At 49.1% G+C, this 26,365-nt stretch carries 21 protein-coding genes; 9 read left to right on the top strand and 12 right to left on the bottom strand.

The window, feature by feature from the left end; all coding sequences use genetic code 11:
- Positions 1-67: 67 nt before the first annotated feature.
- The 4 genes from DFR47_RS16520 to DFR47_RS16535 all read left to right on the top strand — a co-directional run bounded on the left by DFR47_RS16520 (position 68) and on the right by DFR47_RS16535 (position 7,563).
- A complete protein-coding gene (locus DFR47_RS16520; RefSeq protein ID WP_210207329.1) occupies positions 68-2,983 on the top strand; it encodes a TonB-dependent receptor in 2,916 nt (971 codons plus the stop codon).
- A 192-nt stretch (positions 2,984-3,175) separates the two neighbouring features.
- Positions 3,176-3,679, top strand: coding sequence for an RNA polymerase sigma factor (locus DFR47_RS16525; RefSeq protein WP_113945523.1), 504 nt, complete (start codon positions 3,176-3,178; stop codon positions 3,677-3,679).
- Positions 3,680-3,751: 72 nt separating this feature from the next.
- On the top strand, positions 3,752-4,714 hold the full coding sequence (locus tag DFR47_RS16530) for a FecR family protein (protein WP_113945524.1): 963 nt from the start codon (positions 3,752-3,754) through the stop codon (positions 4,712-4,714).
- A 131-nt stretch (positions 4,715-4,845) separates the two neighbouring features.
- Positions 4,846-7,563 carry a TonB-dependent receptor gene (locus tag DFR47_RS16535; RefSeq protein WP_113945525.1) on the top strand — a complete coding sequence of 906 codons (2,718 nt, stop codon included), beginning with the start codon at positions 4,846-4,848 and terminating at the stop codon, positions 7,561-7,563.
- 57 nt (positions 7,564-7,620) lie between these two features.
- Here the strand turns inward: DFR47_RS16535 and DFR47_RS16540 are convergent, their stop codons facing one another.
- The 4 genes from DFR47_RS16540 to DFR47_RS16555 all read right to left on the bottom strand — a co-directional run bounded on the left by DFR47_RS16540 (position 7,621) and on the right by DFR47_RS16555 (position 11,967).
- Positions 7,621-9,300 carry a dipeptide ABC transporter ATP-binding protein gene (locus tag DFR47_RS16540; RefSeq protein WP_113945526.1) on the bottom strand — a complete coding sequence of 560 codons (1,680 nt, stop codon included), beginning with the start codon at positions 9,298-9,300 and terminating at the stop codon, positions 7,621-7,623.
- Positions 9,297-10,178 carry an ABC transporter permease gene (locus tag DFR47_RS16545; RefSeq protein ID WP_113945527.1) on the bottom strand — a complete coding sequence of 294 codons (882 nt, stop codon included), beginning with the start codon at positions 10,176-10,178 and terminating at the stop codon, positions 9,297-9,299. Before DFR47_RS16545 ends, DFR47_RS16540 begins: the two co-directional genes overlap by 4 nt.
- Positions 10,178-11,152: an ABC transporter permease gene (locus DFR47_RS16550; RefSeq protein WP_022711035.1), complete on the bottom strand. Its 975-nt coding sequence runs from the start codon at positions 11,150-11,152 to the stop codon at positions 10,178-10,180. Before DFR47_RS16550 ends, DFR47_RS16545 begins: the two co-directional genes overlap by 1 nt.
- Before the next feature lie 107 nt (positions 11,153-11,259).
- Entirely contained in the window at positions 11,260-11,967 is a 708-nt protein-coding gene (locus DFR47_RS16555) for a creatininase family protein (RefSeq protein ID WP_113945528.1), read from the bottom strand.
- A gap of 185 nt (positions 11,968-12,152) precedes the next feature.
- On the opposite strand from DFR47_RS16555, the gene DFR47_RS16560 reads away from it, so the two are divergent.
- Positions 12,153-12,737, top strand: coding sequence for a MarR family winged helix-turn-helix transcriptional regulator (locus DFR47_RS16560; protein WP_113945529.1), 585 nt, complete (start codon positions 12,153-12,155; stop codon positions 12,735-12,737).
- Positions 12,738-12,759: 22 nt separating this feature from the next.
- The gene (locus DFR47_RS16565; protein ID WP_113945530.1) at positions 12,760-14,337 is read left to right on the top strand and encodes an ABC transporter substrate-binding protein; all 1,578 of its coding nucleotides are present in this window, start codon (positions 12,760-12,762) and stop codon (positions 14,335-14,337) included.
- 42 nt (positions 14,338-14,379) lie between these two features.
- Here the strand turns inward: DFR47_RS16565 and DFR47_RS16570 are convergent, their stop codons facing one another.
- Positions 14,380-15,300, bottom strand: coding sequence for a LysR family transcriptional regulator (locus DFR47_RS16570; protein WP_113945531.1), 921 nt, complete (start codon positions 15,298-15,300; stop codon positions 14,380-14,382).
- 92 nt (positions 15,301-15,392) lie between these two features.
- Between DFR47_RS16570 and DFR47_RS16575 the strand changes: the two genes are divergently transcribed.
- The 3 genes from DFR47_RS16575 to DFR47_RS16585 are packed head-to-tail and all read left to right on the top strand — an operon-like array spanning position 15,393 to position 19,365.
- A complete protein-coding gene (locus DFR47_RS16575) occupies positions 15,393-16,574 on the top strand; it encodes a MalY/PatB family protein (RefSeq protein WP_113945532.1) in 1,182 nt (393 codons plus the stop codon).
- A 56-nt stretch (positions 16,575-16,630) separates the two neighbouring features.
- Positions 16,631-17,836 (top strand): amidohydrolase, encoded by a 1,206-nt coding sequence (locus tag DFR47_RS16580; protein WP_245416609.1) that lies wholly within the window; start codon positions 16,631-16,633, stop codon positions 17,834-17,836.
- Positions 17,833-19,365 carry an AbgT family transporter gene (locus tag DFR47_RS16585; protein WP_113945533.1) on the top strand — a complete coding sequence of 511 codons (1,533 nt, stop codon included), beginning with the start codon at positions 17,833-17,835 and terminating at the stop codon, positions 19,363-19,365. The genes DFR47_RS16580 and DFR47_RS16585 overlap by 4 nt, the downstream gene beginning before the upstream one ends.
- A gap of 477 nt (positions 19,366-19,842) precedes the next feature.
- On the opposite strand, the gene DFR47_RS16590 is transcribed toward DFR47_RS16585, so the two are convergent.
- The 7 genes from DFR47_RS16590 to DFR47_RS16620 all read right to left on the bottom strand — a co-directional run bounded on the left by DFR47_RS16590 (position 19,843) and on the right by DFR47_RS16620 (position 26,244).
- The gene (locus DFR47_RS16590; RefSeq protein ID WP_113945534.1) at positions 19,843-21,336 is read right to left on the bottom strand and encodes an MFS transporter; all 1,494 of its coding nucleotides are present in this window, start codon (positions 21,334-21,336) and stop codon (positions 19,843-19,845) included.
- Between the two features lie 60 nt (positions 21,337-21,396).
- Entirely contained in the window at positions 21,397-22,029 is a 633-nt protein-coding gene (locus DFR47_RS16595; RefSeq protein WP_113945535.1) for a hypothetical protein, read from the bottom strand.
- Positions 22,030-22,151: 122 nt separating this feature from the next.
- Positions 22,152-23,201 carry a TauD/TfdA family dioxygenase gene (locus tag DFR47_RS16600; protein WP_170137526.1) on the bottom strand — a complete coding sequence of 350 codons (1,050 nt, stop codon included), beginning with the start codon at positions 23,199-23,201 and terminating at the stop codon, positions 22,152-22,154.
- A gap of 117 nt (positions 23,202-23,318) precedes the next feature.
- The gene (locus DFR47_RS16605; protein WP_210207330.1) at positions 23,319-23,993 is read right to left on the bottom strand and encodes a hypothetical protein; all 675 of its coding nucleotides are present in this window, start codon (positions 23,991-23,993) and stop codon (positions 23,319-23,321) included.
- A gap of 81 nt (positions 23,994-24,074) precedes the next feature.
- A complete protein-coding gene (locus DFR47_RS16610; protein ID WP_113945537.1) occupies positions 24,075-24,599 on the bottom strand; it encodes a DUF2165 family protein in 525 nt (174 codons plus the stop codon).
- Positions 24,600-24,823: 224 nt separating this feature from the next.
- A complete protein-coding gene (locus DFR47_RS16615) occupies positions 24,824-25,498 on the bottom strand; it encodes an HAD-IB family hydrolase (RefSeq protein ID WP_113945538.1) in 675 nt (224 codons plus the stop codon).
- A complete protein-coding gene (locus DFR47_RS16620; RefSeq protein WP_147245594.1) occupies positions 25,495-26,244 on the bottom strand; it encodes an AfsA-related hotdog domain-containing protein in 750 nt (249 codons plus the stop codon). The genes DFR47_RS16615 and DFR47_RS16620 overlap by 4 nt, the downstream gene beginning before the upstream one ends.
- Positions 26,245-26,365 lie beyond the last annotated feature (121 nt).

Genomic DNA, 26,365 nt, shown 5'->3' on the forward strand with positions numbered 1-26,365 from the left:
TTACTCGGGCAAACCGTTCTTTGATTAAGGGCCTGACGTCCTTGAATTTGAACAGGAAACGTCCAGAATGAAGACCATCAGAACTGCGTTCACCGCCAGCGGTGTTTCGCTCATTGCGCTTATGTCGGCTTATCCGGCTGGTGCTTTGGCGCAATCCGCCACAACGGCGCAGGATCGCACCAGCTATAATTTTAATATTCCTGCGAAACCGCTGCTCACAGCATTGGCTGATTTTACGGCAACCACCGGCATACAGGTTGTGCGCCAGAATGGCGGAACAATTTCCGGACAATCCGCAGCCGTGATCGGCCGTCAGTCACCGGAAGCAGCACTCCAACGCGTTCTTGGTCCTTCTAAACTGCATTATCGTTTTGTCGACAGCCGCACAGTCAGCCTCTATGCACCTGATGAGACAGCCGTAAATTCCGGCGGTGTGAACGCTGATGGTGCAACTCAGCTGAACATGATCACGATTACAGCGCCTGCCGGTGCTGTCGACGGGGCGTCTGCCGTTTATTCCGCACCTAAGTCCACGGTTTATCTCTCGGAAGAGCAGATCAACCGTTATGGTTCGGTATCGTCGGCAGATATGCTCAAAGGTTTGCCTGGCGTGCAGGTTGCAGACAGCCGTAACGGCGGCGGTCTTGATGTGAACATTCGTGGTGTTCAGGGGCAAAGCCGTGTGGCTGTGACCGTGGATGGTTCACAACAGTCGCTTAATGTTTATCGTGGTTATGCCGGAACACAGCAGCGCAGCTATATTGACCCCGATCTGATCAGCGACGTGGTGATCAGTAAGGGCCCCGATCTTACACCCGCCGCAGCCGGTGCCATCGGCGGGGCGGTCAGAATGACCACGCTGCGTATTCAGGATATTCTTAAGCCCGGTCAGACTTTCGGTGTTCGTCTGAAAGGCGAATTATGGGACAATGGTGTAAAGCAGCCGTATCGTCCGGATCAGGTCAGTTCTGTATCCGAGCTTAACGCAGATGTACGCAGCGGTCGTCCGGATATTTTTGGCTCGGCAGCGAAATCCGGCAGTATTGCTGCAGCTTATACCAGTGATTTTGTGGATGTGGTTGCCGCCTATGCACGGCGCAATCAGGGCAATTATTTTGCCGGTAAACATGGTCGAGATAAATATCGCCAATTCTCTAAATCCGGCTATGAAGAAAACACGGTTGCAAAATCCTACAAGGCCGGAGAAGAAGTTTTAAATTCCTCTTCACAAACGGAATCCGTGTTGTTGAAGGCGACAATCAAACCAACGGATGAACAGCAGCTTGAGCTGAGCTACCGTTATTATAACGGGCGTTTTGGTGAGGTCATGCCATCGGATATTTTCCGTTTTGGTACCGCCGGACTTTATCAGTATCCGACCGGCAGCATGATTATCAATTCGGGTTCAGCACGCTATCAGTATAAGCCAGCCGATAATGATCTGATTGATTTTAAGGCCAATCTCTGGATTACAGACGCTAAAAGCGATCAGATCAACGCGACCAACGGGCCTAAATCCCAACAGGTTTATGGCAGCCCTGACCGCACATGGGTACGTATGGATGATGTGCGCGTGGGTGGCGATCTTTCCAATCGTTCTGAATTTACTACGGAAGCCGGTGCCTTTGCTTTCGACCTTGGCGGTTCGTTCCAGTATGAAAATATCCGTCCGCAAAAAGACGTTGTGATCTCTGAACACGATATCAACCAGAACCGTAATTTGCGTGACGGGTATCGTTCAGAAATCAGCCTGACCGGTAAGCTCGAATATGAGCCACGTGAGAATTTACAGTTCTGGGCTGGCGGGCGTTATGGCCGTTACAGTTCTCACGACCGCAATGCGCCATCCGTTGCACGCCGCGAAAAGGTGTTAGGCAAATGGATTTCTCTCTCCAGAGGTCCGGGCACATGGGACAGCATGTATTGGCGTGCGGATGAAAACGGGCAGTTTACCGATGCCACGGATCCGCGTCTGAACAATGGTATTGCGGCTGCGGATACCAACAATCCTTTCGACGGGACGCCTTTTGATGAATATGGTACGCCGACCTATATGGCGGTGGGTAAAGCAGGGTATAATGAAATTGTCACCGGCTTTGACCGCGGCGAGAAAATGTCGAACAAAGGCAGCGGTTTTACACCGGCCTTTGGTGTGAATTATGAGATTATTCCGCAGACTTTCCTCTATGCCAGCTACACACAAGGCTACCGTCTGCCGTCATTGTTTGAAACCACGCTTGGCACTTTGCAGGTTGACCCTGCGACTGGTCTGAAGCCTGAGCGTTCCCGTGCCATTGAGTTTGGTGCCAGCACGACACGCGATGACCTGTTCATGCAGGGTGATACGGCATCTTTCAAGCTCGCTTATTTTGATAATAATATCAAAAACTACATCAGCCGTTATTATGACCCGACGTCGAATGGCCTGATGACGTTCAGTAATGCTGACAGCTATAAAGCGAACGGTCTTGAGTTCCAGTCGAGCTATGATAACGGCCGGATTTTTGCTGATCTTTCCGCGACTTATTATTTTAAAACGGAAACTTGTGATGCGAGTTTCGCGGCGCGTTTGCGGGCAAGTGCCAACAAGTATCAGCCGACTGAAAACACGCCGGATTGCACGCCCGGCAGCTATATGGGCTCTTTTACCAATACCCAGAACCCGCCGAATTATGCAGCAAATCTGACACTTGGCAGCCGTTTCTTTGAAGAAAAACTGACCGTGGGTGGACGTATGACCTATACATCAGGGCCGACCGAGACAATCGACAAGCCGTGGCAAACAGGCGCAACCACGCCGCAGATTATCTATAAGCCGGTTACGCTGTTTGATGCTTTTGTCAGCTATAAATTGCGCGAAGATGCCGTGTTGAATGCCTCGGTTCAGAATATCGGGAACCGCTATTATCTGGATCCGCTGGCACAAAGTTTTATGCCAGCACCAGGGCGAACCTATCGCGCCGGTTTCTCAGTTAAATTTTAAGGCTTCAAATCTGCGCTCCTGTAAATGGGGCGCAGATTTTTTATAAGCTCAAAAAATGCAAGAAGTTGATCGTCACACAAATATGATTGATTTTATCATATTATAAGTGTAGTGAAATCGAACGGATATGGTGCCTGTGAATTTGCAGCATTTTATTGGTCTGTCGGTATAAAAACAGAAAGCTAAGCTCCATTGGGCTGGGATATTCAAAACCTGTTTCGGAGTCACGCATGGGGTATTGCCAATTCCCTGCATCGCCGTGGTTTGAATAATGAAACTGCTGCAGATCTTACACAGGACACATTCGTGCGTGTTCTGACAACACCACCGCCTGCTGCCAGCGGAAACTTTAATCCGAAAGCCTATCTGTATAAAATCTCACGCAATCTCGGCACCAATTATCAAAAGCGTGAAGCGCTGATAACGACGGTTGCAATTGACGATGCAAGTGTGCCGGAGATCGCCGATCAAAAGCCATCGCCGGAAGATATTGTGCATTCACGGCAATGCTTGCTGCAAACCTATAATGCGCTCGCTGAATTGCCGGAGCGTACACGGCAGGCGTTTGAAATGCACCGTCTGGGCGAAAGAACGATTGCTGAAATCGGTGAAGAGCTTGGCATATCCACCTCAAGAGCATGGGCACTCATTCGTGATGCCTATAAACATATCCTGTCCCGTGTAGACGCGTTCTGAAACACGTCATAAACAGGATGCACTGAAAAATCGTGCCCTGCCTTCAAAAACATTGATACGAAAAGGACCGGAATGAGCGAGCCGCATACAGATCAGAACCAGCTGCTTGATGAGGCGATTGATCTGGTTATCCGGCTTCAGAATGATCCGGATAATACAGTGTCCGGCGACATGATCCGTGCATGGCGGGCAAGAAGCCCGCTCCATGAGAAAATCTGGCTCCGTATTGATAAGGCCCATGGCGCATCGGGTGCAATTTTGTCTCATCAACGCCGTGAAGAACGCCGGAAAAATATCGGTCTGTCACGCCGTCAGTTTATGATCGGCGGTCCGGCTTTGCTGGCGGCAGGCGGATTGTCTTATTCCTTTGGGAAAGAGTTGTTGTTGCGCGCGCAGGCCGATTATATCACTGCGAAAGGTGAAATGGCGCAGATCACACTTCCGGACGGCAGTCTTGTGACATTAGGGCCGGACAGCGCTCTTCAGCTTGTCTATGGCTCTGAGCGCCGCGACATTAATTTATTGCGCGGAATGGGCTTTTTTGAGGTCGTACCGGATAAAAGCAAGCCATTTTCAGTTTTGTCAGACACTGTTCGTGTGACGGCACTCGGCACCGCTTTTGACGTCTCGAATGATGCGGGCGTTATCGCAGTCTCTGTTGATCATGGCGTTGTTGAAATGCAATCACCCGATGCTGCTCTGGGGGCAGGCAAGCGCCTTGAACAAGGCCAATGGATTAATTTTGATCAAACGACGCAAACCATCGATCAGGGCGCGCGTGAGGCCGAACAAATCGCGGCATGGCGGGACAAGCTGATCATTGCCGAGAGAGAAACGGTTTCGGCGCTGGTTGCCCGTATCGGTCGCTGGATGCCCGGACGCATTATCATGGCTAGCCCGAGTACCGGCGCGCAACGGGTCAGCGGTGTATATGACCTGACCGATCCGCTTCGTGCATTGGAAGCCGTGGTGCATCCGACCGGCGCACAGGTGCGACAACTATCGTCTTTTGTCACTATTATTACCCCACTTTAAAAATATGAGTAAAAAAGTAAAAATATTACAGCCCCGATTGTATTACATTCAGGGTCGCATTTCTTCATCGACAGAAAGCACGATCCTTCAGGAAATTTGCCAAGAAATTTGCATTGACGGAGAGTGCACCGATGGGGCTCGGAACTTACAAAAACAGTTTTAAAAATTGCACACGCAGAATGCTGTCTACGACATTCATACTGACTGCGGGTGTCAGCTTAGCAGGCATCAGCCCGAGCGCATTTGCACAAACACAGGCACAAACCAGTTTCTCTGTGCCTGCCGGTTCACTTACACAAGCTCTGAACGTTTTCGGCAGGCAGTCCGGCTTGCAGATCACGTATCTGGCTTCGGTCGCTGCGGGTAAGACATCCAAAGGTGTTTCCGGAAATGTCAGCCGTGAACAGGCTTTATCCAGTATTTTGCAAGGCTCCGGCCTGACCTATTCTTTCCCAAATGCGACCACCGTTGCAATCACTCAGCCAAATGAAGCCAGTAGTGGAGCAACTGCCGCAGATGGCTCGCTGGTGCTCAACACAATCACCATCAGCAGCGGTGGTGTTATCGGCAGTCATGATGATACCTATACCACCGCGGGTTCGGTCAGTTACGTTTCAGCGCAAGAAATAGAGCAGCGACGCGGCACATCGGCAGGCGACTTTATTGCAGGTATACCAGGCGTTCTGAGCGGTGATACCCGCAACTCCGGCGCTATTGATGTGAATATTCGCGGCTTGCAGGGGCAAGGCCGCGTTCCGGTGGTTATAGATGGCGCCACACAAGAGCAGACCGTCTATCGCGGTTATAATGGTGCACGCTCCGGCAGTTATGTTGATCCGGACTTCATTGGTGAAGTTTCCGTAGAAAAAGGCCCGAGTGCCGCCGCAGATGGTTCCGGTGCGATTGGTGGTGTTGTGCGTATGCGCACTCTGAACGCCGGCGATATTCTGCTACCTGATCGCCAGTTCGGTGTCCGTATACGCGGTGGCTTCAATACAAACAGCACCACACCACCGGATGTGCTGACACCAGGCGGCATGGCTGGTGGTTCCTATCAGGCCGGAAAACAACCGACCACCCGCGATGGCGGCAATATGGATCGCCCGGGTTTTTTTGATCCGACCGGCGGCAATGGCAGTATCGCTGCGGCTTTCACGACAGACTATATTGATGTTGTGGGTGCCTATGCAAAGCGCAAAAACGGCAACTATTTTGCAGGTAAAAAAGGTGGCGGACAGCCTTATTTTGTTGACCGTACCACAGATCCGGATTTCCCGAATATTGGCTATGAAGGACTTTCGCCTTGGAAGGGCGGAGAAGAAGTTCTCAATACGTCGATGGAAAATGAGTCTGTTCTTCTGAAAAGCAATATCCGGTTTGGCGATGATCACGCGCTTGAGCTCAGCTATATGAGCTATAGCAGCGAGTTCGGTGAAATTATGCCAACCCGGTTGGGCACACATACCAGTGCTATTGGCGGATTTCAGTCAGAGCCGGATACACTTGATCTTAAAACCTATAATGCCCGTTATAAATGGACACCGGATAACGATTTCATCAATCTGAAAATTAACGCATTTCGTACGGATATGGATCACCGTGCCACAAATCTGCTGACAATGTTTGGTACAACCACGACATCCGTGCATTATGCACAGACAATTCGTGATGGTATTACCGTATCGAATGAAAGCAAAATTGACTTTATTCCCGGTGAGTTCCGCCTGGAATATGGTGGTGGCTGGCAGCGTGAAACTGTGGGGCTGCCCAAGAATCTGGATGACCAGAAGTGGGTGATTGATCATTTAGAGTTTCCGCCACGTTCCGGTAAACGGACGGAGAAAAATCTGTTCGTTAACGGAACATGGGAAATTACACCACAATGGACCGCAACTGCGGGTCTGCGCTATTCGGATTTCCGCACCTCGGATGATAATTACAGCCTTCGCGCGAAGGGCAACTGGCCGAATTTCTCCTATGATCTGATACCGGGGCAAGTAAGCCATGTGACGGGTAATGGCTGGTCAAAAAATGCTTCATTGAGCTGGGAGCCGATCACAGATCTGCAACTTTATGGCCGTTATTCCGATACGATGCGTATGCCGAGTATTTTTGAAACACTTTCGGGGTTCTCGACGGCCTATTTGCCATTGGACATCAAACCGGAACAGGCACGCACTTTCGAGCTAGGTGCCAATAAAACATTCGAAGACATCACCGGCAATGATGATCGTTTGAGATTGCACATAGCCTATTACAATAATCACATTGATGATTATCTGACCCGCTCCAACATCATTTATAAAAATCCGGTTTTCGGTAATATTTGGGGTCTGGGAATGACCAATCTGGATTATGCCAAGATGACCGGTTTTGAGCTGAGTGCCGATTATCAGATCGGAAACCTCACCGCAAAACTGGGCTGGAACCATGCTATAACATCGCTGTTTTGCGCACATCCGGGCTCATTGTGGAAACAGGATGATCTTTGCAGCGAGGGCGGCTTTACCAATAGCTACGCTCTTCAGCATGTGCCGCCTAAAGATACGGTCTCGGCAGAGTTCGCTTATAAAATGCTGGAAGACCGCCTGACTTTGGGTACCCGTATTTCCTATTACTCCCATCGTTTTGCCGAAAGCAAAGCTGAAACCACATCGGAAATCCAGCCGGGCAAATGGCGTCCGTATACGCTGGTGGATGTCTATGGCAGCTATGCATTCAATGAGGCGACAAGGCTTGATTTTGCGATCGATAACCTGACTGACCAATATTATATGGATGCTCTGAATGCCTCGCTGATGCCGGCACCCGGCCGCACCTTCCGTATGAATATGACTGCTAAATTTTAATATATAAACGGGGCGGTTTAACCGCCCCGTTATCAGTTTTCATATGTTCTGAACTTGCTAAGCAAGCTTCGGAATAGCATCGAGCAGCATTTTTGTATAAGGCTGCTGCGGGGCTTCGAAAATTGTCTCAGCCATGCCTTCTTCAACAATCTTGCCGTGATGCATAACAATGATGCGATCACAGAGGTGGCGCACAACGGACAGATCATGACTGATAAACAGCAATGTCAGGTTCAGTTCTTTGCGCAGCCGCAGGAGCAGATTGAGAATTTGCGCCTGAATGGACACATCAAGCGACGCCACCGGTTCATCGCACACAATCACTTCCGGTTTCATCGCCAAAGCACGGGCAATAGCAATGCGCTGCCGCTGACCGCCGGAAAACTGGTGCGGATAGCGGTCTGCAAAGGCCGGATCAAGGCTCACCGCTTTCAGCCACTGTGCCACATAGGCACGAGCTTCGCTTTTAGTCGTCAGGCCATGGGCAATGGGACCTTCAGCAATGGACTGGCCGATGGTGCGGCGTGGGTCAAGCGACGCAAACGGATCCTGAAAAATCATCTGGATTTTGGTCGTCAGTTTGCGTCCGTGTACATGGTCAGACATGACAGGCTGGCCGGATAGCCGGATTTCCCCCTCCGTTGGCTGATAAATCCCGCAGACCATGCGGCCGAGCGTTGATTTACCAGATCCGGATTCTCCGACCAGCCCCAGCGCCTCCCCTCGGGCGATGGTAAGATTGACATGATTGACGGCAATGACAGGTTTGCGTGGTTTGAACAGGCCGATTTTCTGGCCAAGTCTGCCCCAGAAATCACTTTTCCATTCGAAGCGTTTGACCGCGTTGCGCACGGTTACAAAGTCCGGCTTGGCTTCCGTTACCGGTGCGGCGGTTTTAAAAGATGTTTCTTCTTCATCCGTCGGTTTTCCCAGCATTTGCCCCGGTTTGGAGCGGGATGGCAGGGCATCGAGCAGACCTTGTGTATAAGGATGGCTGGGTGCTTTCAGTACTTCGGAAGCGGGGCCGGTCTCGACAATTTTGCCCGATTTCATCACGGCAATACGTTTTGAAATTGAGGCAACAGTTGCCAGATCATGACTGATCCAGATCATCGAAATGCCAAGCTCGGCAACCAGTGCTTTTACTTCCGTTAGAATTTCCGCCTGTACGGATACGTCAAGCGCAGTAGTCGGCTCATCCGCAATCACGACCTTTGGATTGTGCAGCAAAGCAATAGCAATCGCCACGCGCTGGCGCATGCCGCCGGAAAACTGATGCGGATAGAAATCAACCTTATGTTCCGGATCGACAATGCGTACACGGCGCAAGGCTTCCACACATCGTGTGCGCGCATCGCTGTCCGAAATAGTTTCATGGGCGCGCAGTGCCAGTGTCATCTGGTCGAGAACGGTCAGCACCGGATTGAGTGTCATCATCGGGTCCTGAAAGACCATCGAGATTTCACGGCCGCGTAACTTGCGTAGTTCGTTTTCGCTCAGGCCGACAAGTTCACGTCCTTCCAGTTTGACGGAGCCTTGCGTAATGCGCCCCGGTTTGTCGATCAGCCCGATCAGTGAAAAACCGGTGATGGATTTACCCGAACCGGATTCACCCACCAGTCCCAGAATTTCCCCGCGGTCGAGATAGAAGGAAACACCATCGACAGACTTGACCGTAGCGGCACGGGTTTCGAAATGCGTATGCAGATCAGTGACTTCAAGAAGATGCGCTGTCATTTGTTCAACCTCGGATTAAGCTGGTCGCGGATCTGATCGCCAACGAGATTGATCGCCATGATAAGAATGATCAGTGCAATGCCCGGATAGATCGAAATCCAGTAGCGGCCGGACAGCAGATATTGGAAACCGTTGGAAATGAGCATGCCGAGGGATGGTTCTGTCGGCGGCAGGCCAACCCCCAAAAAGGACAGGGTTGCTTCCAGCGAAATTGCCGAGGCGACCTGTACTGTTGCCACAACAATCAGCGGCGGCATGGCATTGGGCAGAATATGACGGGTCACAATGAACCAGCCACTCATTGGCACGGAAAGTGCGGCCTCCACATAGTCTTTATGGCGTTCAGCAGAGGCTGCACCATGAGCCGTACGCACAAAATAGGCATATTGCGAAAAGACCAGAGCGATAATCAGCTGGCTTTTGCCTTGTCCGAGAAGTGCTGCCACTACAAAGGCCAGCAGAATAGCCGGAAAGGAGAGCTGCAGGTCGATAACGCGCATGATGAAGGCTTCAAAGCGACCACCGACATAGGCTGCCGTCGAGCCGACCAATGCACCAATGGCAAAGGCAATCGCACCGGCGAGCAGGCCCATTTCCAGTGAAATGCGCAAGCCGTAGAGGATGGCGGAGAAGAGATCGCGCCCCTGTCCGTCGGTTCCCAGAATATGGGTATAGCCGCTCTGACCGATATAGCCGGGTGCACGGCGTCCGTCTCGCAGCACAAGGCTGGAAAGATCATAAGGATCCTGCGGTGCAATCAGTGGTGCGAAGACGGCCAGCAAAATGATGAGCAGCACTATAAAAGCGGCAACCATCGGCACCGGATGGCGTTTGAATTCCGACCAGAATTGTAATGATCTGCTGTTGAGTAATGACATTATTTGCCACCTCCCTGACGCATGCGCGGATCAAGAACGGCATAGGACAGATCCACAATCAGATTAATCGTGATGAACAGCAGGGAAACCAGCATCAGATAGGCCACCATCACCGGACGGTCGAGTGAGGTGATACTGTCAATGATCAGCTTACCAAGACCCGGCCATGAATAAATTGTTTCGGTAACAACGGCAAAAGCAACGGTTGAGCCAAGCTCTAGACCAAAGACGGTCACAAGCGGAATGGAGATCAGGCGCAGCACATGGCGGCGCAGAATTGTGCGCTCGTTAATACCGGCGGCACGGGCAAATTTAATCGTGTCGGTCAGCATGATTTCACGCGTACCGGACGCAGCCAGACGGATCATCAGTGATAGTTTGAATAGCGACAGATTAATGGCGGGCAATGCCAGATGATGAAGACCATCAAGCGTGAGGAAGCTGACAGGAACACCGAGCACGGAAATTGTGGCACCGCGTCCGCCCGCAGGCATAATGCCAAGCTGCACAGCAAAGACCATAATCAGCATCAGTCCGATCCAGAACGTCGGAACGGAAAAGCCGAGAATAGACAGCGCCATAATGATTTTGGACGCCCAGCTGTCCGGTTTGTAACCGGCATAGATACCAAGCGGAATACCGATGAGGCTGGCCATGAACACAGCGGTCAGAGCCAGTTCGGCGGTTGCAGGCAAGCGCGATGCAATCAGCTCGGAGACGGGCATATTATAGACGAAGGATCGTCCCAAATCGCCATGAAGCAGATTGCTCATGAATTGCAGATATTGCTGCCATACCGGCAGGTCCAGCCCGTATTGGGCGATAACCCTGTCACGGATTTCCTGTGTCGCATCCGGTGAGATCAGCACATCGACAGGATTGCCGATGACAAAGACCCCCATAAACACCAATAGCGACATGACAAGCATCACCAATGCTGCCTGCCATAAGCGTCTGACAATAAATGCAATCATCAGCTATGCTCCCCCAAAAGCGGATAGTGGACAGTTTCCTCCCGCCGTATCCGCTTAATTATTTCTAATGCCGGACGGGATTTCTCCTGTCCGGAAATTTATGATTATCAGTGCCAGCCGTTTTCGAGTTCAAAGCGGGTTTCACGCACAGCAACATCCCAGATCGCGAGCATATCGGCATCCGGACGTTCAAAAAGACCGTGATAATTGCCTTCGCAGCTCTCTAACAGCGCACGTTTGCGACCGGCGTCAACGCGTGCCATGGCGCCGAAATCAATGCGCTCTACCGCGTGTTCCGGCTGCTGAACGTCTGCAAGACGTGTCCACGGAAAGTTCTCCATCCACGAGGCGTGCGAGGCGCGACTGTCAATTTCCAGTACCTTGCCCATGGTTTGTGGTGCGCGCCACCAATCGTGCATTTTGACGCTGGCATCGCGGTTGCGGTTCAGCCACTCAGACACAACAGTACCGGCAGGTGCATTGCCGCCATGACCGTTGACGATCAGGATACGGCGGAAACCGGCGCGGTAGATGCTGTCGAGAATATCTTCAATCACGCCGATATAGGTGCGCAGGCTCAGGGATACTGTGCCCGGAAAATCGGCAAAGCTGGATGCAAGACCATAAGGGAGCACAGGAAATACCGGCACGCCCAGCGGCTCTGCGGCATCCAGCGATACTTTTTCAGCCAAAATCATATCGGTGCCAAGGCTGATGCGGGCATGTTGCTCAACGCTGCCGATCGGCAGGATGCAGCGGTCGTCCTGTTTGACGCGCTCTTCAACCTGTGCCCAGTGCATAGCGTTAATATGCATGTGAAATTCCTCTCATTTCAAATGTGTTCCCGAGTCTGCGCTCATGGGTTTCTGAAACTATTATCCATGAAAATATTTTACAAACAAGTTCCAATTGGAACAAAAATTACGTTTGACATCCTTAAAACAAGCTATATCTTGTTCCAAATAGAACTTAATCACTGAAATACCACAGGGGAGGGGTGATGGAGGAACGTGTAGCAACCGCCCTTTTGGAAGGGCGCGCGGGGCGCAGTGAGGCGGCGGACAGCCGCATCAGCGAAAGCGATATTCTGCATACAAAATTATGGGAAAATCCATGCTGGTTGTCGTTTAGGATCAACTATCTGGCTCTGCATTACAACAATCCGATCTACGGGCTGATCGGTGCGGATCATGATCTGCTGCGGCCGGAATTTGTGGTGCTGTATTCGCTGTTTCTGCGCGACCGCACGACATTGTCCGAAGTGGTTGCCGGTTCCGGCTTTCCAAAAAACACACTGAGCCGCGCCACTAAAAAACTGACGCGCCTGAAACTGGTGCAACGCGAAGGTGACAGCGACGACCTGCGCCGTGTTGTGCTGTGTCTGACTGATACTGGTCGCGCCATTGTCGAAGCGAAAATGACGCCGATGCTTGAGCGTGAACGCCTGATGCTGGAAACGCTTAGCCCTGCTGAGCGCATGATGCTTTCGGAACTGCTGACCAAACTGGTGATCGCCTCGCGGGAGTGGCCGGAAACAATTGCCTCCGATCTGCCGGAGCGTGATGAAGAGTTTGAACAAGACTAATAATGGGGACTGGACTATTCACATGAAAAAAACACTGCATGCTTTAATGCTTGGCACAACATTGCTTTTTAGCGCCGGACAGGTTTTTGCTGCCGATCTGGTTATGGCAATTAAAGCCGGCCCTGCCTCGATGGACCCGCATTTTACGGCAACCGCCGCCAATGCCGAGGCAACAAAACATATTTTCGATACGCTGATCCGTTCCGGTAATAATCTGGAGCTTGAGCCGTCTCTGGCTGTCAGCTGGCAGGCGCTCAATGATACAACATGGGAATTTAAACTGCGCGAAGGCGTGAAATTCCATGACGGTTCGGATTTTACCGCGGAAGATGTGAAATTCTCCATTGAGCGTATTCCGCATGTGACAGGGCCAAATCCGGCAACGATTTTTGTGCGCCGTGTTAAATCGGTCGAAGTTGTTGATCCGCTGACTGTGCGCGTGACAACAAATTCTGCTGCACCGACATTGCCGAATGATTTTATCCGTCTGTTTATCACTTCGCATAAAGCGGCTGCCGCCTATTCAACGCAGGAAACCGCTGCGGAAGGTTTCAATACCGGTAAAGCGACCATCGGCACCGGCCCTTATAAATTCGTTTCATGGGCACCGACACAGGATCTGGTTGTTGAGCGCTTTGACGGTTACTGGGGCGGTGCACAGCCGTGGGATCGCGTTATCCGCAAGGAAATTCCGAACGATGCTGCCCGTGTTGCCCAGCTGAAGGCCGGTCAGGTTGATGTTATTTCCAAAGTGCCAGCCTCGGATGTGCCTGTACTTGAACAGGATTCATCGCTGACAGTTGTGAAAAACGAGAGCATCTATATCAGCTATCTCGAATTTGATTTCCGCGAAAAAAGCCCGATGGTATTCGCCAAGGATGGCAGCAAGCTGGATAAAAACCCGTTGCTTGATCCGCGTGTACGAGAAGCTTTTGATCTGGCAATTGACCGCGAGACCATTGTCGAATTTGCTCTGGAAGGCATGGCAGCCGTACCGACACAATTGGTGACCTCCAATATTTTCGGCTATGACAAGTCGCTGCAGGCACCGGAATTCAACGTAAAGCGTGCAAAAGAATTACTGGCAGAAGCCGGTTATCCGGATGGTTTCAAAATCACATTGAGCTATTCAAATGACCGTATGCCGAATGAGCTGGGACCTACAGTCGCCCAGATGCTGGCCGCAATTGGCATTACGGCGGATGTAAACGGCGTTCCGGCGGCGGTGTTCAACCCTGCGAAAACGCGCGGCGAATATTCGCTCTATATGGCGAGCTGGGGCACATTGACCGGTGAGGCTAACTATATGCTGTCATCGCTGATGCACTCGAATGAACCGGCAAAATCGCTGGGTGCATTTAACGTGCGTGGCTATGCCAATCCGGAAATGGATAAGCTGATTGAAGATGCAGCGGCAGCGATGGATGCAGATGAGCGCCGCACATTGCTTGAAAAGGCGAATAATCTGGTGGCAACGGATCGTCCTGATTTGCCGCTGGCGATCCAGCTCAGTGCATGGGCTGTGAAGAAGGACAAGGTGGAGCTGACACCACGTGCTGATGAAGATACGCTGGCGATGAACATCAAGCCAGTGAAATAAGAGACAAATGGCCCGGTTCATCCGGGCCATTTTTTGACTGTCCTACAGGCGTCCCCAGTCGCAGTTTTTCAGATCATCCCTGATAAAATCGACAAAGGTTCTGATCAGAGGATTTTTATAACGGCTTTGGAAATACATTGCATAAAGCGTGTGCAGGCTGGCCGCCTGATAATCGGGAAACAGAACTTCAATTTCGCCATTCTTGATATGTTTATCAGCCACATAAGTCGGCAGACAGGCAATGCCCTGATGAGCAAGCGTGAAATTCAATAAGGCCAGACTACTGTTACATTCCAGACTGGCATTAATTTTTATCTGCTCCACAGTGCCTTTATGCCAGTAGGTCCACGCACCGCCGTTTGTCATAGCCGGATAGACCAGCAATTGGTGGTTTTGCGGTTTGAGATCTTGTGGCTTTTGCGGGCGTCCGTGTTGCTCAAGATATTGCGGTGTCGCACAATAAACCCAGCGGATTTGGGTGAGCATTCTGGCTGCATAGGGGCCGTCAGTTGCATCCGTTATGCGCAAGGCAATATCAATATTTTCCTCGCCAAGATTAACCAGCCGGTCATCCAGAGAAATGTGAATATTCACATCAGGATAGCGCTCTTTATAGCGGCTGATAATGCCAACGAGCTGTGAGCAGCCAAATGCAATCGAACAAGAGATATGGAGATCGCCTTTCGTCTGGCTGCGCAAATCTCCGACTTCATCCAGCGCATCCTCAACATCAGCAAGAATACGGGAGACACGCTGGAAAAACATTTTGCCGTGTGTTGTCAGCGTAACCGCGCGTGTTGTGCGCCGAACCAGCAAAACACCGAGTTGTTCTTCGAGCAGGGACAGGCTTTTGCTGACAGCAGAGGGTGTCATGCCCAGCTCGCGCGCTGCCGATGACAGACCGCCGGTTTCTGCAATTTTTGCCAGAACAATGAACTGGTTGAGCGAGGAAGTGAGTTTCATTTGTGAAAATTTATCATAATAGCTTTGAAAAATGAACTATTCTTCATAACTCTTTCTTGTTCTATCTTTGTCGTATGTGAGAGGGAACAGATGTGACTACAGATTTCGATTGCGTAATTGACCGCCGCCAGAGCAGTTCAATCAAATGGGCTGCAGCGGATACAAATCTTTTGCCGGATGAGGCAGCCGCCGATCCGTTGCCGATGTGGGTGGCGGATATGGATTTTCGCTCTCCGCCTGTTGTGATTGAGGCTTTGGAAAAGGCAGCACGCGATGGTGTGTTTGGTTATCCGTTCCGCACGCAGAGCTATGATGAGGCTGTGTGCGGCTGGCAAAAACATCGTTTTGGCTGGGATGCAAAGCCTGAGTGGCTGGTGCAGACTCCGGGCGTTGTAACCGCATTGAACATGCTGATCCAGACTTTCAGCCGTCCGGGCGATGCTGTTCTGATCCAGCCGCCGGTTTATGGTCATTTCTTCAACGATGTGATTGAAAACGGCCGTCGGGTGATTGAAGCGCCGTTACAGCGCAATGATACATCCTACAGTTTTGATGCTGAGGTCTTTGAAGCAGCGATTACACCGGACACCAAAATCTTTATCCTCTGTAATCCGCATAATCCGACCGGTAATGTCTGGTCAAAAGCAGATCTGCGGCAAATGGGGGAAATCTGTCTGCGGCACAATATTCTGGTGATTTCTGATGAAATTCACGAGGATCTGATCTTAAACCCGCATGTCAGTCATGTGCCGTTTGCCTCGCTGGGTGAGGAATTTGCGCAGAATTCGGTTGTATGCACTGCACCAAGCAAGACATTTAATATTGCTGGTCTGCAATGCTCAAATCTGTTCATTGCCAACAAGAAGATCCGTGATGAATTCCGCCGTGTTCTGGTGCGCAGCGGACTTAATTTTGTGAATACATTAGGCGCGGTTGCCTGCGAGGCGGCTTATAAACATGGTGAGAGCTGGCTGGAGGACTTGCTGGCTTATATTCGCGGTAATCAGCAATATTTTGCGTCTTCTGTGCATCAGCTTTTCCCGCAATTGCAGGTTTTCGACAGCGATGCGCTTTACCTCGCATGGATGGATTGTCGTGGCCTTGATATGGCGGCGCCTGAGCTGGAAAAATTCATGCTGACACAGGCACGGGTCTGGTTTGATCGTGGCTCCAAATTTGGCACGCAGGGACATGGTTTTATGCGGGTTAATCTCGGCTGTCCGCGTTCGACGATTGATGAGGCGCTCGGGAGACTGAAAAACGCTCTAGAATAAGGACTAAGACCCTGCCAGCTGGGGAGCTGAGCAGGGAAGCATAAAGGGGAGGAATTATGCTGGCATCTTATAAAACATCTGCCATTGCTATTGCATTGGCGGAACAGGACTATATGCGCGCTATCCGGCGGGAGTTACATAGCCTGCCGGAACTATCGCTGCATGAGCGCAGAACATCACAACGTATTGCAGAGGAGCTGGATGCCATCGGCGTGCCTTATGTGCGGGTTGGTGAGTTCGGTATTGTTGCGACTATTGAAGGTACAAGCAGAGACCGTGTGGTGGCTTTGCGTGCGGATATGGATGCTTTGCCGATTCAGGAAGATAATCCGCATCTGGAATATTGCTCAAAAACAGAAGGTGTGATGCATGCCTGCGGTCATGACGGACATGTGGCGATGTTGCTGGGTGCTGCCCGTATTCTGCAACAGCTTAAAGCGCAATTAAACGGCACAGTGAAACTCTGTTTCCAGCAGGCGGAAGAAGTCGGCAAAGGAACACAGGAAATTCTGGCGGAGCTTGCCAAGTTTCCGGTGGAAAGTGTTTTCGGTATTCATCTCTGGTCAGAGATTGAAACCGGCAAAATTTCAGTTGAAGCGGGGCCGCGCATGGCTGCCGGTAAAGCGATCAATATTGCGGTTCATGGTACCGGTACACATGGTGCTTACCCGAACCGTGGTATCGATCCGGTGCTCGCATCAGCCGCTATCTTATTAAATTGCTCGGCGTTGATCAGTCGTGAGATTGATGCAGTTGAGCCTGCGGTGCTGACATTCGGGCAAATCCACGCCGGTGAAGCGGGAAATGTTATTCCGGATATTGTGCGGATTGCCGGTACGTTGCGGACCACATCTGTTGCAACAGAGGCGTTTCTTATTGAGGCCGTAGAACGTGTGGTAAAAAACACGGCAGCATCTTACCGCGCAACGGCCGAGGTGAGCTGGCCCGGTGGCGTGCCTGTAGTTGCCAATGATCCTGCGTGCAGCGCGGTTGCATTCACGGCTGTGCATAATCTGGGGCTTGCTGATCAGCTGATCGATTTTAAAACCATGATGGCCTCCGAAAACTATGCTGACTTTCTGGCCGTTTATCCCGGTGTATTTGCGCTGATCGGCGTTCGCAATGAAGCATTGGGCGCCTGCTATCCGCATCATCATCCGAAATTCAATATTGATGAGGAGCCGCTGTCCACCGGTGCTGCTTTGCATGCGCAATATGCGATTGATTATTTCAACAAGATGCAGGCGGGAGCAGGACAATGACAGACGCTGTTATGAAAAAGGGCAGCGGCTTTCTCGCTGCTGTGGAACGTATCGGCAATAAAATGCCGCATCCGATTGCCCTGTTTTTAGGAATTATTCTTATAGTTCTGTGTCTGTCTTTGCTGCTGTCGCTGGCAGGGGTGTCTGCTGTTCATCCGCAAACACAGGAAACACTCTATGTTAAAAACCTGCTCAATGTGCGGGAACTGATTGAGTGGGGCAGCAATCTTTCTAAAAACCTGCAAAACTTTCCGGTATTGGCCAGTGTGCTTATTCTGGCAGCGGCAACAGGGCTGTGTGAGCAAACGGGTTTTTTTGCTTCCGCAATCAAGTCGTCTTTGAAAAATGCGACCGGATCAGGCGTGGTTTTTGTGATCGCGCTGGTCGGAGCTTGCGGGAATATTGCCGGTGACGTTGCTTTCCTGATCGTTCCGACAATTGCGGCCAGCGTATTTCTCGGTACCGGACGGCATCCGCTGGTAGGGCTCTTCTTGGGCTATGCGGCTGTTGGCGGCGGTTACGGTACCAATTTTATTCCGGGTGGCTGGGACGTAATTCTGACACCGATCACAATCCAGTCGGCAAAGTTGCTGGATCCGGCATTCGATATGAATCTGGTCAGCGGTTATTATATGATGGCTGTTGGCACGGTGCTGATTGCTTTGACCGCAACATTTGTCACGGTTAAATTTATCGAGCCGAAATTCGGTAAATATGAGGGCAGCTATGCGGCGACCGAAGAGAATGAAGGCGCTTTGACTGAGGTGCAGCAGCGTGCATTGCGAAAGGCTTTGCTTGGTGTCGGACTGTTTTTGGCCGCCATTATTATTGCAGCCATTCCGTCGAACAGTTTTCTGCGTTCAGACACAGGGTCGCTGACAATCAATGCACCTTTAATGAAACTGCTCTATGCATTTCTGGTGATTGCGTTTTTGCTGGCAGGTATCATTTATGGTGCTGCAACCGGAAAAATCCGTAATATCAAAGAACTGGCAGACATGCTGACCAAGTCTATCAGCAATGTTGCACCATTTGTTGTCATCGCGATTATTGTTTCCCAATTTCTCTACCTGTTTGCACAGTCTAATCTCGGAACAGTGATTGCAATTAACGGTGGTCATTTGCTCAGTGAACTGTCTGTACCGGTCGTGGTGGTGCTGATCATGTTCTTCATTTTTGAAGGCATTGCCGATATGTTCATTGTGAGCGGAAGTGCGCGTTATCTGATCTTTGGTCCGGTATTTGTGCCAATGCTTATGCATCTGGGTGTGCATCCGGCATTTACGCAGATGATCCACCGCACCGGCGGCAGTATGGCGAACCATCTGACACCGCTGAATTCTTTCTTTCCTGTGTTGATTGGTCTGGCGCAGAAATATGACAAGAATATCGGTATCGGCACGATTTTCTCGACCATGATCCCCTACACGATTGCCTATAGCATCGTTTATATCGCGATGATTATTGTGTGGTACGTGTTTGCACTGCCTCTAGGCTTTGATACGCCTTCTCATATCGTCTTGCAGTAATGATCTATCCCTGACGATACTTCGATGCCCCGCGTTTGCTTAAATTGCCCGCGGGGCATTGTTTTTATTTGGGCAGTGTAACTCTAGCCTACCAACGAGCATAATTGCGTTTATAGTATTGTTTTTAGTGGATTCCATAAGTACGATTTCGCGGCCAACATCTGCAGCAATGTGGCATTGATACATCGGATCGGTGAACTGTACTTCGAATATCTGTTCGCGGAAAGCCGAATGCTGATGGGGTATTGACCGGTATCTGATCTTCAACAACAGCCGGCGATCTTATTTATCGCGTGACCGGCAAGCACCGGATCAGACTTATTTCAACGCGCTGAAACCAATGATGGTGGCAGCATAATCGCGGTGAAAATCCATTTAAAGAAACGACCGAAACTGTTCGGACAAGCCAAGTCACTGTAATGATCAGGTAACGCTACAATGGCCAGATTTTTACCAGTTGCAGATAATTATATTCAACTAATGTAAATTGCTGTCCGTGCTGACTGAAAAAGCCACTAGACATCCGACAAACGCAAATAATCCTGCTACTAACATTGCGTACCCCATTGCCTCAGCATAACCAACCGATAGCGCCTGTCGTACCAATAATCCGGCTACTCTTGGCAGATGGTTCAGAATTTCCGGTTGTTTAATCAATATATCCTGGGCTTCTTGAATGGCTTTTCCCGATAATTCCGGATGGGCTTTAACCACTATGGCGGTATTCAAACGGTCAAAATGATTGAGAACAGCGCCAATTACCCCAATAGCTAACGCAGCTCCTAATTGCCGCATAGTATTTAATATGCCCGCAGCTTCTCCTTGTTGACTGCTTGGGGCGCTGATTAAAACAGATTTAATTGCTGGTGAAATGGTTAATGGTGCCCCGAACGCATATAAAGTCATTGCAATAGCAACAAGATAGTAATTCTGAAAATGTGAGGTAATTGCAAATGTTAGCATTGAGACCATGAGTGTTATCGTTCCCGCTTGAATCGGAGCGCGGGGGCCGGATCGATCAGCCCAGATGCCAGCAATGCGTCCCATTAGTAAGATCGGAACTCCAGCCGGAAGTAGTGCAAGTCCGGCCATAATTGGCGTCATTCCCAGTGCGATCTGTGTCCATAATGCCCAGAATGCTACGCACATAACCGATATCTGAGAAGTCAGAAGGACAAAATTTGCTGCAGCGAATGCAGGAATACGAAATAATGAAAGGTCAATCATGCGCGTGGAAGTTCGTTGTAAGATGAAGAAATATGCAAGCGCAAAAGCTGCAACCACTAAACAAAGCTCTGTACGCCAACTAGTCCATCCCCAATCTGTTGCCTGCATCAAGGCTACAATCAATGCTGAAAATCCAACTGAGAAGGTGACAACGCTACCCACTTTCAACCGGGGAGCTTGCATAGCTTCCGGATCACGGGGCACACTTTTAATGATCATGTAAGCTACGATGATGCCAACCGGGACATTTATCAGGTAAATCCAGCGCCAATCAATCGTTTCTGCAATAAAGCCGCCTATGAAAGGGCCTGTCGCCAAAAAGAAAGCACCAATTGATGCGGATGTCCCTAAGGCAGCTCCCTGCTCATTTGGCGGGTACACGCGTGCTATTAAAAGTGTGTAGGTTGAAAGCATCATAGCGGCGCCAACACCTTGAATAAAGCGTGCGCCAATCAATATGTTACCAGATGCAGCTATTGTGCAGCCAATAGAAGCTGTTACAAAAATCATCATGCCGATTAGAAATACCCGTCGATAACCTACGCGGTCGGCTGCATGACCAGCTGGCAATACACAAATAGCAAGAGACAAGAAAAAAGCATTAAGTACCCATTGAAGCCCCACAGCAGAAAGGCCAAACTCTGCCTGCACTGATGGGAGGGTAATGGCAACCCCCGTTTCGTCGATAAAAGTTAAAGCCAGAAATATGGCCATAGCGGCGAGCAAAATGTTTTTTGATGACATGAGATCATTCTTTCCCGAGCGGTAGCGTGCTACTGTAGCAACACGCTTTCCATCAACGTGTCAGTTGCTGAAGTTATGCAGCAAGCGCTCAACCCAAGGATCATAGAGCCACTGTTCTGTCATGCGTCGCTTCCGAACTCCATCCCAGCTGATATCTCGTTCGAAGGCGATGGGTGTTCCGTCTGAGGCGATAATGATCCATGCCCAGGTTTTTGTTTCCGGATCAAACATTTTAAATCTTTTGCCTATGACGAACATGATCTTACCGCTTATGGCATCGGTGAACTCGAACGGTGCATCATGAGGCGGTTCTTGTGGTACTCTGCGCATAGGCTTAATCCACCGTTCTTCAACACGATCGAGAAGATCCGGAGCTGCAATCGTAAGAAATTGACGCCCAGATGCTCTGACCTGCTCATCATCAATGTCAATATCAACGGTGAAGCGATGATCAATAAAGAGCAGTCCTTCCAACCTGTTTTCATCAATATTGACAAGCGTAGAAAAATGCTCCCCGCCATTGAAATTATTACGTCCGTCGGATCGTTGAAACCGTAGGAGTGCCAGCGGGCGCGCATCCTGAATAACCTGACGCATACCCACGAACTCGTAACCCTCGGGAACACAACATTTATTTTCTATCACCTTGAGAGCAGCACCAAGTTGACTGAGTTGGGTGTTCTGAATGGACATAATGTCTCCGTTTTATTTGCGCATCCCAAGAAAAGAACAATACTTCTCGGTCGCGATGCGCTTTGAATTAAAAATTTTGAAACGCTGACACGGGTTAAACGGATCAAGCGCACTCAAAGGCTTTAAATGATCTGTATAGTTTCGGCAGGAAGTGCGCCGCCGCGAATGACGCCGGGTTCTGTACGGCCGTAAATGGCCTCAAATCCGTCCGGTAAAGGGCGCGATAACGGACTGGCCAACCATAACCGATAAAGGAAACGCCCCTTATCTTCCTTATCTGCATTTTCATCTTCGTAGGCCGCACGCCCGTGAAAGGCGACAAAGTTGTTGAGCCATTGGATATCGCCTGGCTCAAATGGCATACGAACCAAGCATTCTTCGCTCATGCAAAGCCGGTCGACCATATCGAGTGCTTCAATCTGCTGATCTGTCAATCGCGGAACACTCGGTAATTCTTGCGCCACGCGAATAAAATGGCGCAGATATCGCACAGCGAATTTGCCCTCACGCTCTCCAAATATAGGCAGGGGGTAAGCTGTATCTGGGCCGCCAGCTTCCCATGCAGTACGACGATGCCAGAATGGTTGGCATAAGACTTCCAGTAAGTCCGGACGATCCCTTAGGATGATATTATAAACCTGAGTAGCGCTGACAACGTAACTCTCACCACCTTTTGTTGCCTCACGTACGCACAAAAGTCCGATTAGGTCACTACGGTCTGTATGAAACGGTAATTGGTCACTGGTTTTCGTGCCGCGTGCACCGGATGCGAGTTTATTGCCGCTGTCAGCAACAACGCCGATTTTTTCACCTGCCTTACTTTGCGGTAGAAGCACGCCCAGATGTACACCTAATCCAGCAAATAATAATTCCAGTTCATTCTTTTGATAATCGTTGACTGGAATGCCACGCATCAAGGCGATTCCAAGTCCATCTTCGAGAAGCTGGCCAAGAGCAGCCATTCTTTTACCTAGTGTAGGCAACAAGAAGCTGTCTTTGGTCATAGTCCCAACAGTTAAGCCGTTTTTTTTTGCTGTTTCAACGGCCTGTCTTAATTCAGCAAGTTCAGCCAATGTAAAATGACTTTCCCATTGGGACTTTAATTCCGCGAGTGATGCTGCTGTCCATGTTGCGGTTTCAGTACGAAGTTGTCTTTGAACTATCTTATTCATTGTATGGTCCTTTTTAGATAAGCATTCTGCGCAGGGGGAAGAGCAAGAAAACAGGCATGTCTTTGCGACGCCATTAACCTGCTGGTTTGGGCTAGTGATTGTTTTCATGTCAGGGGATCAACTAAATCTGATACACTTGTCACTATTGGCATTTAGCCAGGTGTCATGCAGCCACCTTTCCGTTTTGCGACGGCCGGGAAAGGTGATCCAGTGAATATCTCGTTCAAAAGTCACGATATTCTCGCCACAACCGACAATGACCCAGAAATAAAGGCCAGTGGCTTGATCCAATGCTTTGATTTTAATTCCACTAACAATATGTTTTTGTTGTATATTTTTCTCATCTGAAATGGAGACTGTTTCATCGTGACGAGCAATCCATAGGATACTCATATGCGCCAAAAGTTCAGGTGCGGTTTTTGTCAGAAAATCCAAGGCGATTGATTGTGCTGTCGCTTTGTCAGGCAAATTTTCGGCAACACCATAATCAGCAACCATGCGTGTAAACCCTTTAAGAACACCATTGCTTCCGATGATGAATGAAGCGTGTTCGCCGCCAAGGCTGGGGTGCTGATCGATGGGAGCGTAGCGTAGCAAAATTGCCAAATTTTTATCTACAATAACCTGATGGGCTGAGACTTCACGGAAGCCTTCAGGTATACCGTTTCGATCTGCTATGGTTCTAGCAATATTGAGTTGATCAATTGATAACATAGATGAGTTATTTATATTTATATTATTAAAAAAATTGCTTTTATTGTAATTCGCAAATCTCATTTTATTGTTATACATATTGTTGATTTTATATATTAAACAATTAAATAGTAATGATATTTAATTTTTATATTTAAAGTTTTTAATTTTATCTTTAGGCTACTTTTTAACTGCAATTGTTTGGGGAGGCATTATGTTTGCAATTGCGGTTTCATTGACAAAAATTAAGGCGGCGATAGAAATCAGGAGCAGAGAAAAGTGTACGCTTTGTATCTGTCCTTGTTTGATCCAGTATCCGAACCAGAGGCCGCCACAGAGGAAGAAAAACCAGATGGCAGTGAAAGCCGATAAAGCGATATTGGCTATGTCTGTGGCAACCAGACAGGATACTGAACCTGCCATAGCTAATATGAAGCTGATGGATGCAACCAGCAACATAGTAGCAACAATAGCCTGAATGACAGCAATGCAATAAAGAATAATGGCTGCAGTATTCTTAGTCCATGCACGCTGTGCTAGTCCTTGCTCCGCAGTCGGATCTTCAATCAGCAGAGACATTGTAAGTGTCGCTTCTAGATTTTTAACATTTGTTGATGAATCGACAATATTGTTGATCATTGCAATACCAAGCCAAATGGCTAAGCCAGCAAGTATAATTACTTTTGGAATTATAATTGTTTCCATATCTTTTCTTTAAAATTTAATGCAAAACACTCTAAAGATTTGCTAATATATTTGAATAAAGAAATTTCATTTGAAGTATAATTCAATTGTAAGATTAAAATGTATCTACAAAACTACTGCCAATTGTGGGGAACGATGCTATGGTGCTGCCTATATCGAGGTCGGGTCACGGTGCTAACACTAGGCGTCAATCTCAACCATTCAGTTTGCGATATTCTTCTATATTATAATATTGGCCATCCTCGCTCTCGGGCGATTTGTTCTAATGCGGAATTTCCTGCCACAACTGAGGGGAAGCCCACACAATTCAGAAATTCTATGTCGCTTGGATGATCACCATAAGCATAGCAAAATGAAGCATTAGCACGCTGCTTAGCAATAAACTGGTTGACGGCATGTCGTTTGCCTGATCCGATCATGACCTCTCCGTCAATGACACCGGTATACTTGCCATTCAAATCGCAAAAAAGGCGAGTTGCCAACAGGTGGTGAACATCAAGATATCGTGCTAACGGTTGGAGAAAATCAATCGAAGAACCGGATACGAATACAGGTTCAATGCCGTGTGCAGCATGCCAACGTAAACAATCAACAGCAGGCTTAATAAAAAAATCTATACTATTCTTAAGTTGTGTTAAAAAATATTCCTCCGCAAGCTTCTGTACCTGTTTTTGTAATAACCCTGCGAAACTTTCGTAAAAGGCTTTGTTGATTGTGGTGCGATCCGCACCACAATCACGTAGGTCATCTAGCCGCTTCAATACGTTCTTTTTGCGAAAGGTTGTATTAGTTCTTTCGATTGCTTTCAAAATACTAAACATGCTCTTGTCGCGAATGATGGTTTCATCAACATCAAAAAAAGCAAAACTGGTGGTAGCTAATACCGGAAATAACGTCATGCTGCATTCACAGTCGTTACGCCACTTGGCGTAGCGGTCTTGGCGCGCAGAAACGTTTGCGCGCAACGTTTCGCCTTCAGCGCCTCCTTTGTTGCAAGTACAACAGCATCGAGTGCTAGGTACTCGACTTCTGTTACTGCGCAACAGTTTCCATTTTGCTCGATTTCGACCCGCGCTTTAAAAGCAATGCGGTCTTTGTGGGTTGTTTCTGCTGTTAAAGTTGTATGACGAATAATTGTCGGAATAGGAAAAACAAAATTTTCAAATGAAATATCAATTTTTTGAATAACGACCGCAGGGTTGGAAAATTTTACTTTTGTTGCTTCATGTAGTTGCGCCGCAGCGACAAACATCTGACGCACTGCTTCTATGAGTACCATTCCTTGAACATGACACCCGGTGAGATGATCAGACATAATCTCATTTTTGTCATCAATAAGAATATCCGCTTCCAGAACGTTGTCTGCAACGTATACCGGCATTGAAATCAGGCTGTTAGCAGGTATATGTTTGTGTGTTATAGCGCGATCTGCGCGATTGTGGCCGCGTGTGAGTGGCATGACCTGTAAACCGTTAGCTTCTGATAGCAGAGTCAGCAATTTCAAATCATCATCTGAAAGCCCCTGTCCCATCGCGACTGACGTTATGAGATCTTGTGAAAACAATGCCTGTACCGCATCAAAGCGCGTTAGTGCGCCTGTAGTCTTGGCAAAAGATGCGAATTTATCTCCAACGATGAGCTGCACTTTGTTCTCCTTGGTTGTTCTAAAATTAGTCTCATGAATTTATAAATCAACGTTACGTCAATTTTATGCTTTTGAAAATTACAACTATTTGGAGAATGAAATTTGCTAATTGCCCTTAAAC

It is taken from the genome of Pseudochrobactrum asaccharolyticum, from assembly GCF_003314995.1.
Taxonomy (GTDB): domain Bacteria; phylum Pseudomonadota; class Alphaproteobacteria; order Rhizobiales; family Rhizobiaceae; genus Pseudochrobactrum; species Pseudochrobactrum asaccharolyticum.